Source organism: Spongorhabdus nitratireducens (assembly GCA_947387575.1).
GTDB lineage: Bacteria > Pseudomonadota > Gammaproteobacteria > Pseudomonadales > Endozoicomonadaceae > CANDOC01.
The window spans coordinates 563796-578947 of the sequence record CANDOC010000001.1 but is presented as its reverse complement, the minus strand read 5'-3'; the positions used below and the strand labels follow the sequence as shown (position 1 = coordinate 578947).

Here is a 15152-nt window from a genome sequence, read left to right as displayed (position 1 = left end):
TGGTGGGGAGCCACCGCTTCAAATAGCTTCTCTCTGGCGCTGTTTTCAGCTTTCCAGCAAACCACTGCCCAGTGGTAAGGGTGAATATATATCGCCGGATGCCGGTTTTGACGGGGCAGTGGCATCACCCCCTTCCTGACTCGCCAGTACTTCCATTGCCACACTGGCCGCCTTGCGCACATGATTCAGGCAGCTGTCGTGTGCTTTCTGAATATCCCGCGACTTGATCGCTTCGACAATATCGCTCATTTCAGCACTGCTGAACTTGGAGCGGTTGTTTCTGGACAGGGACGTAGCTCGAAGGAAACTGATCCGGGCCTGCAGCCGACGCAGCAGGTCACAGGCGGTGCGGTTGCCACAGCCATTAAACAGCACTTCGTAGAAAGCGGTGACCGCATCCAGAATCGGAATCAGTTCACCGGCATCCAGCCGGGCATGGAGTTTTTTCAGGGCAAACTCCAGTTCCAGTACCTGCTCATCATTGGCGCGCAGGGTGAACAGCTCGACAATCATGCACTCGAGCGAACAGCGCAGTTCGTAGATCTCGCGGGCGTCGGCCATGGTAATAATGGCGACTCGCGGGCCCTTGCCATCAACGTATTCCAGCAGACCTTCGGATTCCAGATGCCGCAATGCTTCCCGCACAGAGGTACGACTGACACCCAACAGATCACACAGATCCCGCTCGACCAACCGGTCGCCTGGCAGGAACTGGAAGTTCATAATGGCATTACGGAGAGTGGTGAGAACCTTCTCGCGCAGGGTTACCGAGGCTCTCTCTATCTTTACATCGCCCCCGAGCGGGCGGCGTTGCATTATTGTATCCATAAACGAAAGCGCTCCCTTTGTTCACAACATTCAACGGCAGGCGGCGCTCACCTGCCCGGGTTGGCTGTCTATTCCTTAGCGTCTTCTTCTTCAAAGACGACGCGGGCTACCCTGAAACTATCGATGGCAGCCGGAACGCCACAGTATATCGCAGTTTGCAGTAAAACTTCCCGAATTTCATTACGGCTCAAGCCGTTATTCAGTGCCCCACGGATATGCAGCTTGAGTTCATGGGGGCGGTTGAGGGCGGTAATCATTGCCAGATTGATCATGCTGCGGCTTTTCAGGTCAAGACCTTCCCGCTTCCACACGGTGCCCCAGCAGTATTCGGTCACCAGCTCCTGCAGCGGCATGGTGAAGTCATCCGCATTTTCAATACTGTTGTTAACGTACTCTTCACCCAGTACCTGTTTGCGGATCTCAAGACCCTGTTCGAATTTTTCAGAAGCCACGCTGCTACCTTTTGTTATTTTCGCGCTGTTATTCTAGAGTTGTTATCGCGTCATTCTTGTCATGACATCACCCCGGCCACAATATACGACCGGGGCTGCCTGATAGTAAACCGTCAGAGACCGCCCATCATCATATATTTGATTTCGAGGTAGTCGTCCATACCGTAGCGTGAGCCTTCACGCCCGTAGCCGGACTCTTTTACCCCGCCAAACGGTGCAACGGCGGTGGAAACCAGACCTTCATTAATGCCGACCATGCCGTATTCCAGCTTTTCACCGACCCGCCAGGCGCGGCCAATATCGCGGGTATACAGGTAAGCGGCCAATCCGGCATCGGTATCATTGGCCAGTTCGATCACTTCCTGCTCGGTGCTGAAGCGGAAAACCGGTGCCAGCGGGCCAAAAGTTTCTTCCCGGGCAATTTTCATTGCCGTGGTTGCATCACGGATAACTGTTGGCTTGAAGAACAGTTTGCCAGCCTGGTGTCGTTCGCCACCGGTGGTCACTGCTGCGCCCCGATCCAGCGCATCGGCCAGATGATCCTCAACTTTGTTGACCGCACCCTGGTTGATCAGCGGGCCGATTTCAACCCCGTTCTGAAACCCATTACCAACCTGCAGCTGGTTTACAGCCGCTGTCAGCTTGTCGACAAACTGATCGTAGACACCGTCCTGAACCAGAAACCGGTTGGTGCAAACGCAAGTTTGGCCAGCATTACGGAACTTGGAGATCAATGCACCTTCGATTGCCGCATCGATATCAGCATCATCGAAGACGATAAAGGGCGCATTGCCGCCCAGCTCCATCGATACCTTTTTCATGGTATCTGCACACTGCCGTGCCAGCAGTTTGCCGATAGGGGTTGAACCGGTAAAGCTCAGTTTGCGCACCAGTTTACTGCTGGTCAGTTCATTACCGATAGCAACCGCATCACCGGTGATAACATTGAACAAACCGGCCGGCAGTCCGGCTTCTTCAGCCAGTGCGGCCAGCGCCAGGGCAGAGAAAGGGGTTTCCGGTGCCGGTTTAACGATAAAGGAACAACCGGCGGCCAGTGCCGGCGCACACTTGCGGGTAATCATCGCCGCCGGGAAGTTCCAGGGAGTAATCGCGGCGACAGTACCCACCGGTTGCCGAATAACCATCAACCGGGCATTGGCTTTATGGGACGGAATAATATCACCGTAAGTGCGCTTGGCTTCTTCCGCAAACCATTCCAGGTAGCTGGCGGCGTAGAGAATTTCGCCCCGGGCTTCGGCTACCGGCTTGCCCTGTTCCCGGGTCAGGATTTCTGCCAGCTGATCCGCATGGTCCAGCATAAGCTGATGCCAGCGTAGCAGTACCTTACTGCGTTCAGCCGCGGTTTTGTCGGCCCAGGCATGGCGAGCAGCTTCTGCACTGGCAATACACTGTCGGGTTTCTTCGGCACCCAGTAATGGCACCGAACCGACAGGCTCACCCGTAGCCGGATCATAGATGGATTGAACCTGACCTGACGGGCTGTCCAGCCATTCGCCGTTGATATAGGCCTGCTGTCGAAACAGTTGCATGGTGTTACTCCCTGGCTTGCAGTTGTGGCAGAGCGGTTACTGTGGCAGCACGGTTACTGACAGCTTTCTTCCGCTGCCCAGGCCGACAACTGTCCACGGCAGTACACCATGGGGTTACTGTCGCTTTCCAGATGAATATGCTCGATCTTGCCGATCAGAATGGCGTGGTCGCCCCCTTCATATTCATTCCACAGACTGCATTCCAGTACCGCAACAGCGCCTTTAATCACCGGCGTATCAAACTCACCCCGGGTAATTTCTATACCACTGATGGCTTCTGCCTTGGCAGCACCTTTTTTGGCGAAGGCAAAGGCCGGACCCTGCTGGTCAGCCGCCAGAATATTGATGGCGAAACGCTGGCCCTTGCTCAGTACCGGATAGGTATCCGAGGTGTAATTGGGACACACCAGCACCAGTGCCGGTTCCATGGACAGGGCGCTGAACGCGCTGGCAGTCAGACCGGTGACCTGACCCTCGTCGTCATAGGCAGAAACAACGGTCACACCGGCAGGAAAAGAGCCTAAAGCCTGTTTATAGAGTTCTTCAGTTATCATTATTATTTCTCATCGCATCACGAAAGGGTCGGCCATGGGTTCGCTGGAGAGGTTGATCCAGACCGTTTTCCGTTCGGTATATTCCAGCACTGAATCAATGCCGGATTCACGGCCGTAGCCACTGTTTTTAAAGCCGCCGATTGAAGCCATGGCGGATACTGCACGGTAGGTGTTGACCCAGATAATGCCGGAATGGACACTGCGGGCCAGGCGGTGGGCTCTGGCGATATCCCTGGTCCAGATACCGGCCGCCAGACCATATTGCGAGTCATTGGCCATGGCCAGCGCCTGGTCTTCATCGGTAAAGGGAATCAGGGCCGCAACCGGGCCGAATACTTCTTCCTGCATCAGTTCATCTGCAATGCTCTCGCATTCAAAAATGGTCGGTTCGTAATACCAGCCCTGACCGTGCATCGAAGCCGGCCGCTTGCCGCCCAGTCTCAGTTTGGCGCCGGCAGCTTTGGCTTTTTCAACAAAGCGTTCGACCACAGCCAGCTGTTGTTCGGTAGCCATCGGCCCCATTTCACTGCTGTCTTCGCCCGGGTGACCAATCTTGATCTGGGTCGCGCGGGCAACGAGCCGGTCAACAAACTCGGCATAAACTGATGCGTGTACCAGTATTCTTGAACCGGCCACACAGCTCTGGCCGGATGCAGCAAAGATACCGGCTACAACGCCATTCAAGGCACTGTCGAGGTCAGCGTCAGGGAAGATGATTTGCGGTGACTTGCCGCCCAGTTCCAGCGACAGCCGGGCAAAGTTATCCGCTGAACTACGCACCACATGTCGTGCAGTTTCAGCGCCGCCGGTAAAGGCAATCTTGCGTACCAGTGGATGACGGGTCAGGGCTGCACCGGCGCCGGCACCCAGTCCGGTGACAATATTAATCACCCCTTTGGGAATACCGGCCTGTTCTGCCAGTCGCACCAGTTCGATCAGGGTGGCGGACGCATGTTCGGATGGTTTGAGGACAATGGTATTGCCCGCTGCCAGGGCCGGAGCCAGCTTGATCGCTGTCAGATAGAGCGGGCTGTTCCAGGGAATAATCGCCGCCACTACACCCAGCGGTTCGCGAATGGTATAAGCCATCATATCCGGCTTATCCAGCGGCAGGGTTTCCCCTTCAATCTTGTCGGCCAGGCCGGCAGTGTAATAGAAGAACTCCGGCAGGTAACTTACCTGACCCCGGGTCTCCCGAATCAGTTTGCCGTTATCCTTGCTTTCCAGCCGTGCCAGCGACTCGGTGTTTTCGGCAATCAGATCACCCAGTTTGCGCAGCAGCTTGCCACGGGCAGTAGCGGTCAGGCTGCGCCATTCGGATGAATGAAAGGCGGTGTCAGCAGCTGTTACTGCACGATCGACATCAGCTTCACCGGCATCCGGAAAAGCCGCCCACGGTTTGCCATCGGCCGGGTCAAGACTGTCATAGGTCTGGCCGGATTCAGCATCACACCAGGCGCCGTCAATATACATCCGGAAAGTCTGTAAGCTCATACCAGAGACTCCCTTGTAGCTGAAAGGTTACTAAGGAATGTTCGCAGATGATGATTCACCTCGCGGGGCGATTCCATCGGCATCATATGACGCTGTTCCGGCAGCACTTCACAGAACGCACCCGGGATGGCCTTGGCCATACTCTGGGCCATATGCGGGGTTGAACCGGAATCCAGTTCGCCGGTTATGACCAGTGTCGGGGTGCGGATCTGGTGCAGCTGGTCCGCCATATAATTATCCTGCGAGGCAAACAGGTCATAGGTTTTGAGATAACCCTGATGACTGTTTTGTCCCAGCGTCTGGCGAATCAGTTCAATCTGGGCCGGGCTGGCCGCTCTATACTCACGGCTGAACCAGCGCTCCAGCGCTGCATCCACATTGGCTGCAGGGCCTTTCTCCGCTACTTCACGGGTTCGCGCCTGTACTCCACGGCGCTGCTCATCGGTACGACCAAACACACTGTTCATAATCACCAGTCCGGAGAGGTAGCCGGGATGGGCCAGGGCAAATGCCCGGGCCACCAGACCACCCATGGAAAAGCCGATCACGGTTGCCTGGGGAATCTGCAGATGATCCAGCAGTTCCCGCAACTGATCAGCATAGTCCTGCAGCCCGGCACCATCCGCCGGCTGATGACTGTGACCATGTCCCAGCATGTCATAGCTGATCAGTTGAAAATGATCAGCCAGTCCTGCCAGCTGTCCGCCCCACATGGACTTGTTCAGTCCCACACCGTGGATCAGTACAACCGGCATACCCTGACCATGAATCGAGTAGCTGGTACCAGCCGGGGTCTTGTTATTATCAGGATTCATGCAGTTCATAATGGCAGCGTCCTTCAGCCTGCTGCCTGTTCGGCTTCTTCAGCCAGTGCTTTCAGATCTTCATAGCGGTTGCCGATCCGCGGATGAATACGGCCACCGTCAGAGGCACCCAGACAGATCACGATTTCATCAGCAGCCGGGGCATCTTCAACCGACATTTCCAGGGTGATGTAGTGGGAACGGAAACCTTCGTCGTCCTTGTGCATCATCGGAATCTGGATAGACGTGCCCGGTCCGCCACGCTTGTTGGTAAAGGCCAGATAGCTTTTGGCATCAACAGCATTACGGAAGTGGTTACCGAAGCGCAGGGTATGGATGACACCTGACGCATGCTCAATCTCGCCTTCAGCGCCAACTACTGCGGCCTTGCCATAGGCTTCAATCTGATCGAAACCGCCGATGTGCTTGCCGACATATTCCACAATCAGCGCGCCCAGTTCAGAGCAGTCCGCCTTGATTTCCGGGCTCAGGTCTTCAACAAAGCCACGACCATGCCACGGGTTTTTGATAATGGCGGCAACACCCACCATGGTCACCGGCTTGTCAGCCGCCTTGCCACCTTCAATACGGGTTTCTTCAATAGTGGTAACGATTTTACGAATCTGGAAGCTCACAAACGGATCCTTGATACAGCGCGGCGTATAGAAAAACGCCGGTAAACAGAATAAATGTTCCGGCTGTTGCCCACTGTCAGCCAGCCCTAAGGTTGTAACTGACAGCGATAAACAGCAGGAGAGGCAGGTTTGGTTACCAGTAACAGCTCAAGCCATTACTGAAATGCAGGTACGACCTTGTCGATAAACAGCTGCAGTGACTTTTTCTTCTCTTCGTGACTGAGGCTGTTGTCACTCCAGAAACTGTACTCATCCAGTCCCAGGTTCTGGTAGTACTTCAGGCGCTCAACCACTTCATCCGGCGTACCGACAACAACATTCTTGCGTAGGGTTTCCGGATCAAAGCCTTCCATCTCGTTCAGCTCTTCCTCGGAGATCGGCTTGCAGAAACCGTTTTCCGGGGTCTGGTTATTGCGGGCCCAGCCCTGGAAGTAGGAGTACCAGCGACGGATGCCATCAACGCCGACTTTCCAGCCACCTTCTTCTTCGTGAACAAAGGTATGACGCAGGCACATAATCTTCGGACGGGGTACTTCCGGATTATTGGCGCAGGCGGTTTCAAACTTGTCCATCAGATCGCCGACTTCGTGGTCACCCTTGAACAGCGGGGTTACCATCACGTTACAGCCGTTCTTGACCGCAAAGTTATGGGAGTCCGGATCACGGGCAGCAACCCACATTGGCAGTCCGTCCTGCTGTTGTGGTTTGGGCACTGCAGTAGAAACAGGGAAGTTCCAGCACTCACCTTCGTGAGCGTAGTTACCCTGCCACAGCTGCTTCAGTGCCGGCACCATTTCCCGCAGGTATTTGCCGCCTTCAGCTGCCGGCTTGCCACCCAGCATGCGGTCGAATTCATACTGGTAAGCGCCACGGGCAATACCGAATTCGAGGCGTCCGCCTGACATCACATCAACCATGGCTGCTTCACTTGCCAGTTTGACGGGATGCCAGAACGGCGCGATAAAGGTGCCGGCCCCCAGCCGAATGTTTTTGGTCAGTGGCGCCAGATAAGAGAGGAAGGACAGGGGATTGGGGCCGATGGTGAATTCCATCGCATGGTGCTCACCAATCCAGACTGTTTCAAACCCGCCAGCTTCGGCGATCTGTACCAGCTCTACCAGTTCAGCCAGCAATTCGTGGTGGGGTTTGTCAGCATCATAGCGCTCCATCTGCAGAAACAGGGAAAACTTCATTATTTGCATCCTCTTATTCTTATAGAGACAGTGACTTGTATTTATTCAGGCTCTATACGTCACATGCCTTTTTGTCAGAGTTGGTCTTTATCAAAGCCGGATTGTTTGTTTTTTATTCGGTGTTTCTATGGCGTGTATGATGGTATACCATAATACGAAAAGTCAACACCTTGTTATAAGCAGTACTGAATAGGCGATGACCACAATAACAACGACAACTTATACGACGCCGAGCAGAGGTGCGGAAAACCGGGGATATACGATCGCAACTGAAGACCTGGAAACTCAGCCAGCGGAGATTGCCATATCCCTGACGTTTAATGGACTGAGCCATCTGGTAATGATGGCTTCACCGGATCAGCTGGAAGATTTTGCGACTGGCTTTTCACTATCGGAAGGGCTGGTCAGCTGCTACAACAGTATTCGGGGTATCAGCATTGAACAGGCGGAGCAGGGCATTGTGCTGCAGCTGGAAATCAGTGCCCGCGACTTTCACCGAATCAAGCAGCATCGACGCCTGCTGCAGGGCCGCAGTGGTTGTGGGCTTTGTGGTCAGGAGTCACTTAAAACGGCGCTGCCACTGCTGAAGCCGCTGACATCGCAATCACTACCGTCGGCAGAAATATTCAATGATATTCGTAACCGGGTCAGATCCCTGCAGCATCAGGCAGGCGAAACCGGTGGTATGCATGGTGCCTTTCTGCTGAACCGGCAAGGTCATATTGTGCTCAGCCGGGAAGATATCGGTCGTCATAATGCCATGGATAAACTGCTTGGTGCGGCCATCAGACAAAATCTGAACCTTGCTGAGCATTGTGTCGTACTGACCAGTCGCTGCAGTATCGAACTGGTGCAAAAGGCAGTCCGCACCGGTGTTGGCACACTGGCAACGTTTTCCTCACCAACCCGGCTGGCCATAATGACTGCCCGCCAGTACCGACTTAACCTGATTCAATTGCCCCGCAATAACGCGCCCTGTATTTATTCTGACGGAACCGACAATGACTGAGACCAAAAAAGTCAAACCCTACACGCATCCTGCAGGTGGCTGGGGCGCACTGGCCAGTAGTGGCAAACATCTGCTGAAAAGCAAACAGGCAGTGAAGAATATCAAGACCCTGCTGGATACTAACCAAGATCAGGGTTTTGACTGTCCCGGCTGCGCCTGGGGTGAAGATCATGAAAAGAAAGCGTTCAAGTTCTGTGAGAACGGTGCCAAGGCGGTTAACTGGGAAGCCACTTCCAAGAAAGTTGATCCCGAGTTTTTCTCCCGCCACAGTGTCAGCTGGCTGAAACAACAGGATGATTACTTTCTGGAGTACCAGGGTCGTTTAACCCACCCCATGCGCTATAACCGGGAAACCGACAAATATGATCCGGTTGACTGGGATACCGCATTCGAACTGATTGGCAGCACCCTTAACCAGCTGGACCATCCCCATCAGGCAGAATTCTATACCTCCGGTCGCACCAGTAATGAAGCCGCTTTTCTGTACCAGCTGTTTGTCCGCAGCTTTGGCACCAATAACTTTCCCGACTGCTCCAATATGTGCCACGAGGCCAGTGGTGTGGCCATGAAACAGACACTGGGCGTCGGCAAGGGCACGGTGACACTGGATGATTTCGAGCAGGCCGATGCCATCTTTATTTTTGGCCAGAATCCAGGGACCAATCACCCCAGAATGCTGGATGTGCTTTCCAAGGCATCAAAACGTGGTGCCTCTATTGTCACCTTTAACCCGCTGAAGGAACGCGGACTGGAACGGTTTACCAACCCCCAGAACCCGGCAGAGATGCTGAGTCATGGCGGTACGCCGATTACCGGGCTGTATCTGACCCCAAAGCTTGGCGGTGATATGGCTGCCGTTCGAGGAATGGTCAAAGTAATGCTTGAAGTAGAAAGAGAGACTAAAGCTGTTTTCGATCATGCTTTTATCGCGCAGCATTGTGAAGGCATTGATGACTATCTTGCAGCTGTTGATAGCACATCATGGCAGCAGATCACTGATCAGTCCGGACTCAGCCGGAAGCAGATTGAGCATGCTGCCCGGATTTATCTGAAATCAAACCGGGTAATCTGCACCTGGGCAATGGGTCTTACCCAGCACCGGCATTCAGTTGCCACCATTCAGGAAATCACCAGCCTGCTACTGCTGCGGGGCAATATTGGCAAGCCGGGTGCCGGTGCCTGTCCCGTCAGGGGGCATAGTAATGTGCAGGGTGATCGCACCATGGGCATTAATGAAAGACCGGCAGAAACGTTTCTGGCCAGTATTGACCGCCAGTTCGGCATCAACAGTCCGCGTAATCACGGTCACAATACGGTGGAAGCCATACAGGCTATGCTGGCAGGTGAAAGCAAGGTCTTTATCGGTATGGGGGGCAACTTTGCCGCGGCTACGCCGGACAGTGTTCGTACTGAACAGGCTTTAAGTCAGTGTCGTTTGACCGTACATGTTGCAACCAAGCTGAACCGAAGTCATCTGGTCACCGGCAGGGAAGCGTTGATTCTTCCTTGCCTCGGACGTACCGAGAAAGATTTGCAGCAGGGTGCTCCGCAGAAAATCACCGTAGAAGACTCCTTCAGCATGGTTCATGCTTCCAGCGGTCATCTTGATCCGGTTTCCGATCAGCTGTTGTCAGAACCTGCCATTGTTGCCGGTATGGCCAAAGCCACGCTTGCCAGGCAGCCGGTAGACTGGGATAGCTTGATTGCAGACTACGATGGGATTCGAAACCTGATTGAAATGACTATTCCCGGGTTTGATAATTTCAACCACGAATTGCAGTACCCCGGCGGCTTCTATCTGGGAAACAGCGCCCGTGACAGGGCGTGGAATACAGAGAGCAACAAGGCACGTTTTATTGCTCACGATCTGCCTGAAAGTATTATTCCTGTCGAGCTTGAGCAGCAGGTTTCCTCACCCCTGTTTGTACTGCAAACCTTGCGCTCCCATGATCAGTTCAATACTACGGTTTATGGTCTGGATGACCGCTATCGCGGCATCTATGGCCAGCGCAAAGTGCTGTTTATCTGTGCTGCGGATATTGAGCGACTGGAAATGAAGGCCGGAGACAGTGTCGATCTGGAATCAGTCTGGACCGATAGTATCAGTCGCCGGGTCGAAGGTTTTACGCTGGTAGAATATGAAATTCCGGCCGGTAATCTGGCGGCCTATTTCCCGGAAACCAACCCGCTGGTGCCGTTGGAAAGCTTTGGTGATCAGAGTTTTACCCCGACATCCAAGGCGATTCCGGTAACGCTTTCCCGGAGCTCAGAGGAAACGGGAATCATCATGAAAAGCTGAGGTGTTCGGGCAAGGCATTGGAAAGAATGTGCTGCAGCTGGCTAAACGGTTGCAGCATACCAACTACCACTCAATCAGAATCGGCGTGCCCACCTGAACCAGCTGCATAAACTCATCCATTTCATCATTGGTCAGGGCGATACAGCCATCAGTCCAGTCAAACCGCTGAAAGATAAAATCCAGTGCGCCCAGACCGTTTCGCTGACCATGCACCATGATAAATCCACCGGGGCTCACGCCTTTGCTTTTAGCACGGGCCTTGTCACGGCTATTGGGATAGCTGATATGCATTGAACGGTAAAAGGAGGAATCTTCCTTTTTGTAGTCGAGGGTATAAATCCCTTCCGGAGTACGCTCGTCACCTTCCTGCTGCTTGTGTCCCCGAGGACTGGCACCGAGGGCAATATCATAACTTTTAACCGTTTCCCCCTGCTGCACCAGATACATTTTTCGTTCTGACTTGTCGACCCGAACCTGGTCAACGGTAGCCAAGGCGATATCCGGCAGTAAAAATGCTGTCAGTATGACCAGTATCGGAAAGGCTTTGATCTGCATCGGCTGAAACATCTCAGGCTGCCAGATAACGCAGCATATTGTCACTGACCGATGCTGCCGGGTCGGTCTCAATAGTCACCAGATCAGCAGCAGCCAGCAATGAAGCCAGCATGGTAATACGCATCAGAATGGCCGTTTGCGCCTCAACCTGACGAAACACCTTCTGACGCACGCCTTCATCCAGAATCTGCTGCTCCAGCTGATTGATTTCCCGTACCAACGCCATATTGTTGTCTATGGCCGTTTCACCGCCAGGTTTGGCCAGATCCAGCAGCAACAACCGCATAATGGCCGGACGGTTTCTGAAAACCCCGGTATGCAGTTCAATCAGCTCGCGCATCTGCTGGCGCGGATCATTCCCGGAAAGCTGACTGTAGCTGTGACGCAGGTCTTTCATCCCTGATTCGAACAGGGTGGTCATAATGGCGTCACGGTTCTTGAAGTGACTGAACATGGACGGCGCTTCTATACCAACATCCCGCGCAATCTGCCGCAGTTTCACCGCTTCAGGACCCTGCTCGGCACAGAGCCGTTCAGCAATATCCAGTATGGTTTCACGGGTGCTTTTATCGGTAACGGTTTCGGGTCTTTTACGTGGTCGGCCGGCCATGTGTTTAAACTCGAATGGATGGAATACAGGTAAAGGGAATATGATTTAGCATCGACAGGTATATCGATAGCTATGCATAGTATATGTGTAATTTTTTACAGTCGACAGGTTGGCGGGGCAAAAATGGAACTGTCGGGATACCGGAACGTTGCTCCGGTATCCGGGGGCAGGATCTTACAGACCGGAGAAGTAAGCCGCCAGGTTGGAAATATCCTTGTCAGTCAGCATCTTGGCCTGAGGCACCATCACAGCACTCATGCCACCAGTACGCTGGCCATTTTTGTAAGCTTTCAGGGCCGTTTCCAAGTAAGCCTGGTTCTGGCCAGCCAGATTAGGATAGGCCGGCATAATAGCCTTACCATTAGCACCGTGACACGCTGCGCATACACCCGCCTTGGCCTTGCCTGCCGCTGCATCACCGGCCGCCATTGAAATCCCCGGAAGAGCCAGCAGGCTCAGCATCAGTACAACAGATTTTTTCATGGTAGTTCTGACCTGAATTGTGTGTGTTGCAATAGAAAATTCTGTTTCAACAAACACGCTGATGAAACAGAACTTAGGGAATACTCCCGCATTCCCCTATGTTTTGCAGGGGCATAATGCGAATTTTCAGGTCATATTACAAGTAGCTAATACGCATGAATATGCAGATGTTACATCTCTGTAACATGGTCGGTATGGTCCAGTACATAGCGAATAATCCGGCGTCGATTGACAAAAGGCCCCCAGATTCGCCTCTGTCCTGCTTTCAGCGAAAACAGCGGACGGACAATATGGCTGTTCTTCCAGCCAGGTCGCCATTCAAACTCATCACGCTTTTTATAAATCGTTACAGTCGGGATATTCAGCAGCGATGACAGATGGCCGCCGCCGGAGTCATTACTGATCACACAGCCTGATTCATAGATATATTCAGCCAGACTGCCCAGATCATCAAACGAGCGATGCCGCAGCCCCAGTAGTGTCAAATCCAGCCCCAGTTTTTGCTGCTGCCCCGGGGTCAGGACGAACTCGGGAATACAACCGTTATCCCGCAGCTCCCTGGCAATTTTAAGATAATACTTGAGCGGATAATTATTTTCAGGAATGGGAGTTTCCGGAAAAATGGCAACCCTTTCACGCCGACTACGAAACCGTAACCGGGATGGAACCTGTAACCGCGGGTGCTTGCGGGGCTGCTGGCACCCAAAGGCATCGCGGCAATATTCCATGGCAAATCGCACCATACTCAGGTTCCCCAGATGACGACGACAAAGAGTCCCATCCGGCATTTCAGTACCAAGGACAGAAAAGCTGAGCTTCGGGTTGATAGTGGCAATAGGCTGGCCTGAAGGCATCCGAGAGGTAGTTATCCAGGCACTTTTAGCAGACAACAGGGTACTGCCTTTAATACGTTGTGCTGCATGAGGCTGATGCGGATCACAGATCACCAGATCAGCCTGATTCAGTTCTGCGGTCAGGTCACCACCTTGCGGCAATGGCTTGATCTCAATATCGGGAAACCAGTTATTCAGCCCCTGCAGGGTATTACTGTAGAAGCAAACATGGTGACCCTGGTCAGCCAGACACTGGGCGACTACCAGAAAGATCAGGCCATCCCCCAGCGTGGCAATCGGTGTAATGGCAATGCGGGATTGTTTCAGGATCGTCCTGTGATTGATGGCTGTCGTATATTCCATGAAAATGTTGTGTTTTTATTCTTGTCTTGATTATAACCATGCCTTTTTTTTCGGGGGAAGAGGGGCAGGGCACAGAAAGGGAATGTATTGATGCAGAAACTGGCGGAAGCAGGTGAAAAATTGATCAGTCGACTGATTCGACAGGACGCTCACCGGATGCAGATCCTGGCTGCTGTTGCCTCACTGAAGCTGCCCGACTGCTGGGTAGCGGCCGGGTTTGTCAGGAACAGGGTATGGGACTCTCTGCACGGCTATCAGCCAACAGCGCTGAATGATGTTGATGTGGTTTACTTCGATGGCAACAACCCGAATCCTCAGCAGGCACAGGAATATCAGATAGAGCTACAAGATCAGATGCCTGAAGTTATTTGGGAAGTCAAAAACCAGGCCTCCATGCATCAGCGCAATGGTCATGCCCCCTACAGCAACACGGCAGATGCCATGAGTTACTGGCCTGAGTGTGAGACTGCCGTCGGCGCTCGATTGAAAGACAATGGTGAAATTGAATTGATTGCTCCCTTTGGTGTTCAGTCACTAGTGTCCGGGCATCTGACTTATAACACCCGAAGAGAGCGGGCACTGTTTGAGTCCAGAGTTGAGCGCAAGCAATGGTTGCAGCACTGGCCGAAACTGCAGGTTGTTTACCCCTAGGGAGTTTCAACTTTTGTTGAATGCGGGTATGCAGGCAAATCGGCAAGCAAAGCGAGTAACTCTTTACCCTGCAGCGCAAAATCTACTGGTTATACGAAAACTGATTTCGGTCAATACATATCCTTAAGCTCTGTAGCTTCGGCGACTCTAGCGAAACAGATATTGATATACATCAATCAAAAGAATCAAATAGCGGAGTAAATTTCAACTCAAGTTGAACGCAAATATAAATCACCCTCGAGGGTGAAATGAGGTTTTGCAATGAGCGTTAAAGGTATTCAGATTACTTCTGCAGCCACTGCCGGGCTGGAAAACTCCTTCTGGCTGCTGGACGAAGCAGCGGGTCAGGCACGCTGCCTGTGCGTCAAGGACGAGCTGTTCAAGGAAGACGAAATCGTCGCCCTGGATCAGCTGGGGGAGTTCGACTTCCGTGAAGTGGATCTGCAGGTTCGTCCCGAGCGCGAAGGTGGTCAGCACCTGAACGTCAACGTGATGAGCCGCGAAATGCTGGAAGATGCTGCCGCCAACCCGGAAAAGTATCCGTCCCTGACCATTCGTGTATCCGGCTACGCTGTTCGCTTTAATTCCCTGACACCGGAACAGCAGCGTGATGTTATCACCCGGACCTTTACTGAATCCATGTAATCGTTCGTGTTACCAGACAGGTTCTTTCGGTAGCAACCGGGAGCAAGCCTGTACCTGCGGCGGGAACCGGGCATTGAGCCGTCCGGTTCCCGTTTTTGCTTTCTGCCTTGCTGTTTTTCTGTCTATTCTTGGATTGCCTGCATTTTAACCTTCAGCTATCTCCAGTAGCCGCCGATGATTTGAAAATCAGACGCA

Annotated in this window: 16 protein-coding genes; 4 read left to right on the top strand and 12 right to left on the bottom strand. The window is 53.1% G+C overall.

The genetic code is table 11. The annotated features are described in order from the left end of the window. Positions 1-45 precede the first annotated feature (45 nt). The 8 genes from ACYZZ0_RS02660 to ACYZZ0_RS02625 all read right to left on the bottom strand — a co-directional run bounded on the left by ACYZZ0_RS02660 (position 46) and on the right by ACYZZ0_RS02625 (position 7509). Positions 46-828 (bottom strand): GntR family transcriptional regulator, encoded by a 783-nt coding sequence (locus ACYZZ0_RS02660; RefSeq protein ID WP_461535024.1) that lies wholly within the window; start codon positions 826-828, stop codon positions 46-48. A gap of 68 nt (positions 829-896) precedes the next feature. Continuing rightward, positions 897-1280, bottom strand: a complete 384-nt coding sequence (locus tag ACYZZ0_RS02655; RefSeq protein WP_461535023.1) for a carboxymuconolactone decarboxylase family protein — start codon at positions 1278-1280, stop codon at positions 897-899. Positions 1281-1393: 113 nt separating this feature from the next. Next, complete coding sequence (locus ACYZZ0_RS02650) at positions 1394-2830, bottom strand: NAD-dependent succinate-semialdehyde dehydrogenase (protein WP_461535022.1); 1437 nt, start codon at positions 2828-2830, stop codon at positions 1394-1396. 53 nt (positions 2831-2883) lie between these two features. Next, positions 2884-3384, bottom strand: coding sequence for a flavin reductase family protein (locus ACYZZ0_RS02645; protein WP_461535021.1), 501 nt, complete (start codon positions 3382-3384; stop codon positions 2884-2886). A 9-nt stretch (positions 3385-3393) separates the two neighbouring features. Continuing rightward, positions 3394-4878 carry an aldehyde dehydrogenase gene (locus ACYZZ0_RS02640; RefSeq protein ID WP_461535020.1) on the bottom strand — a complete coding sequence of 495 codons (1485 nt, stop codon included), beginning with the start codon at positions 4876-4878 and terminating at the stop codon, positions 3394-3396. Then, a complete protein-coding gene (locus ACYZZ0_RS02635; RefSeq protein ID WP_461535019.1) occupies positions 4875-5702 on the bottom strand; it encodes an alpha/beta fold hydrolase in 828 nt (275 codons plus the stop codon). The genes ACYZZ0_RS02640 and ACYZZ0_RS02635 overlap by 4 nt, the downstream gene beginning before the upstream one ends. Before the next feature lie 14 nt (positions 5703-5716). Beyond that, positions 5717-6316 (bottom strand): amino acid synthesis family protein, encoded by a 600-nt coding sequence (locus ACYZZ0_RS02630; protein WP_461535018.1) that lies wholly within the window; start codon positions 6314-6316, stop codon positions 5717-5719. Between the two features lie 155 nt (positions 6317-6471). Beyond that, positions 6472-7509 carry an LLM class flavin-dependent oxidoreductase gene (locus ACYZZ0_RS02625; protein WP_461535017.1) on the bottom strand — a complete coding sequence of 346 codons (1038 nt, stop codon included), beginning with the start codon at positions 7507-7509 and terminating at the stop codon, positions 6472-6474. Between the two features lie 196 nt (positions 7510-7705). On the opposite strand from ACYZZ0_RS02625, the gene fdhD reads away from it, so the two are divergent. Then, positions 7706-8518, top strand: a complete 813-nt coding sequence (gene fdhD, locus ACYZZ0_RS02620; protein ID WP_461535016.1) for a formate dehydrogenase accessory sulfurtransferase FdhD — start codon at positions 7706-7708, stop codon at positions 8516-8518. Then, on the top strand, positions 8511-10817 hold the full coding sequence (locus ACYZZ0_RS02615; RefSeq protein ID WP_461535015.1) for an FdhF/YdeP family oxidoreductase: 2307 nt from the start codon (positions 8511-8513) through the stop codon (positions 10815-10817). Before fdhD ends, ACYZZ0_RS02615 begins: the two co-directional genes overlap by 8 nt. Positions 10818-10880: 63 nt before the next feature. Here ACYZZ0_RS02615 and ACYZZ0_RS02610 read toward each other — a convergent pair whose 3' ends face one another. From ACYZZ0_RS02610 to ACYZZ0_RS02595, 4 genes are all read right to left on the bottom strand, one after another. Beyond that, entirely contained in the window at positions 10881-11384 is a 504-nt protein-coding gene (locus tag ACYZZ0_RS02610) for a L,D-transpeptidase family protein (protein WP_461535014.1), read from the bottom strand. A gap of 1 nt (position 11385) precedes the next feature. Continuing rightward, a complete protein-coding gene (locus ACYZZ0_RS02605) occupies positions 11386-11982 on the bottom strand; it encodes a TetR/AcrR family transcriptional regulator (RefSeq protein ID WP_461535013.1) in 597 nt (198 codons plus the stop codon). A gap of 174 nt (positions 11983-12156) precedes the next feature. Further along, the gene (locus tag ACYZZ0_RS02600; RefSeq protein ID WP_461535012.1) at positions 12157-12465 is read right to left on the bottom strand and encodes a c-type cytochrome; all 309 of its coding nucleotides are present in this window, start codon (positions 12463-12465) and stop codon (positions 12157-12159) included. Positions 12466-12635: 170 nt separating this feature from the next. Beyond that, positions 12636-13661 (bottom strand): glycosyltransferase family 9 protein, encoded by a 1026-nt coding sequence (locus tag ACYZZ0_RS02595; protein ID WP_461535011.1) that lies wholly within the window; start codon positions 13659-13661, stop codon positions 12636-12638. Positions 13662-13751: 90 nt separating this feature from the next. On the opposite strand from ACYZZ0_RS02595, the gene ACYZZ0_RS02590 reads away from it, so the two are divergent. Together ACYZZ0_RS02590 and grcA are read left to right on the top strand one after the other, a co-directional pair. Continuing rightward, on the top strand, positions 13752-14312 hold the full coding sequence (locus ACYZZ0_RS02590; RefSeq protein ID WP_461535010.1) for a nucleotidyltransferase family protein: 561 nt from the start codon (positions 13752-13754) through the stop codon (positions 14310-14312). Positions 14313-14573: 261 nt separating this feature from the next. After that, on the top strand, positions 14574-14957 hold the full coding sequence (gene grcA, locus ACYZZ0_RS02585; RefSeq protein ID WP_461535009.1) for an autonomous glycyl radical cofactor GrcA: 384 nt from the start codon (positions 14574-14576) through the stop codon (positions 14955-14957). Positions 14958-15152: the final 195 nt, after the last annotated feature.

Coding starts and splice junctions, on each gene's coding strand:
- ACYZZ0_RS02645 (WP_461535021.1), bottom strand. CDS start 3,384: ATGATAACTGAAGAACTCTATAAACAGGCTTTAGGCTCTTTTCCTGCC.
- ACYZZ0_RS02600 (WP_461535012.1), bottom strand. CDS start 12,465: ATGAAAAAATCTGTTGTACTGATGCTGAGCCTGCTGGCTCTTCCGGGG.
- grcA (WP_461535009.1), top strand. CDS start 14,574: ATGAGCGTTAAAGGTATTCAGATTACTTCTGCAGCCACTGCCGGGCTG.
- ACYZZ0_RS02590 (WP_461535010.1), top strand. CDS start 13,752: ATGCAGAAACTGGCGGAAGCAGGTGAAAAATTGATCAGTCGACTGATT.
- ACYZZ0_RS02660 (WP_461535024.1), bottom strand. CDS start 828: ATGGATACAATAATGCAACGCCGCCCGCTCGGGGGCGATGTAAAGATA.
- ACYZZ0_RS02640 (WP_461535020.1), bottom strand. CDS start 4,878: ATGAGCTTACAGACTTTCCGGATGTATATTGACGGCGCCTGGTGTGAT.
- ACYZZ0_RS02625 (WP_461535017.1), bottom strand. CDS start 7,509: ATGAAGTTTTCCCTGTTTCTGCAGATGGAGCGCTATGATGCTGACAAA.
- ACYZZ0_RS02595 (WP_461535011.1), bottom strand. CDS start 13,661: ATGGAATATACGACAGCCATCAATCACAGGACGATCCTGAAACAATCC.
- fdhD (WP_461535016.1), top strand. CDS start 7,706: ATGACCACAATAACAACGACAACTTATACGACGCCGAGCAGAGGTGCG.
- ACYZZ0_RS02610 (WP_461535014.1), bottom strand. CDS start 11,384: ATGTTTCAGCCGATGCAGATCAAAGCCTTTCCGATACTGGTCATACTG.
- ACYZZ0_RS02635 (WP_461535019.1), bottom strand. CDS start 5,702: ATGAACTGCATGAATCCTGATAATAACAAGACCCCGGCTGGTACCAGC.
- ACYZZ0_RS02650 (WP_461535022.1), bottom strand. CDS start 2,830: ATGCAACTGTTTCGACAGCAGGCCTATATCAACGGCGAATGGCTGGAC.
- ACYZZ0_RS02605 (WP_461535013.1), bottom strand. CDS start 11,982: ATGGCCGGCCGACCACGTAAAAGACCCGAAACCGTTACCGATAAAAGC.
- ACYZZ0_RS02615 (WP_461535015.1), top strand. CDS start 8,511: ATGACTGAGACCAAAAAAGTCAAACCCTACACGCATCCTGCAGGTGGC.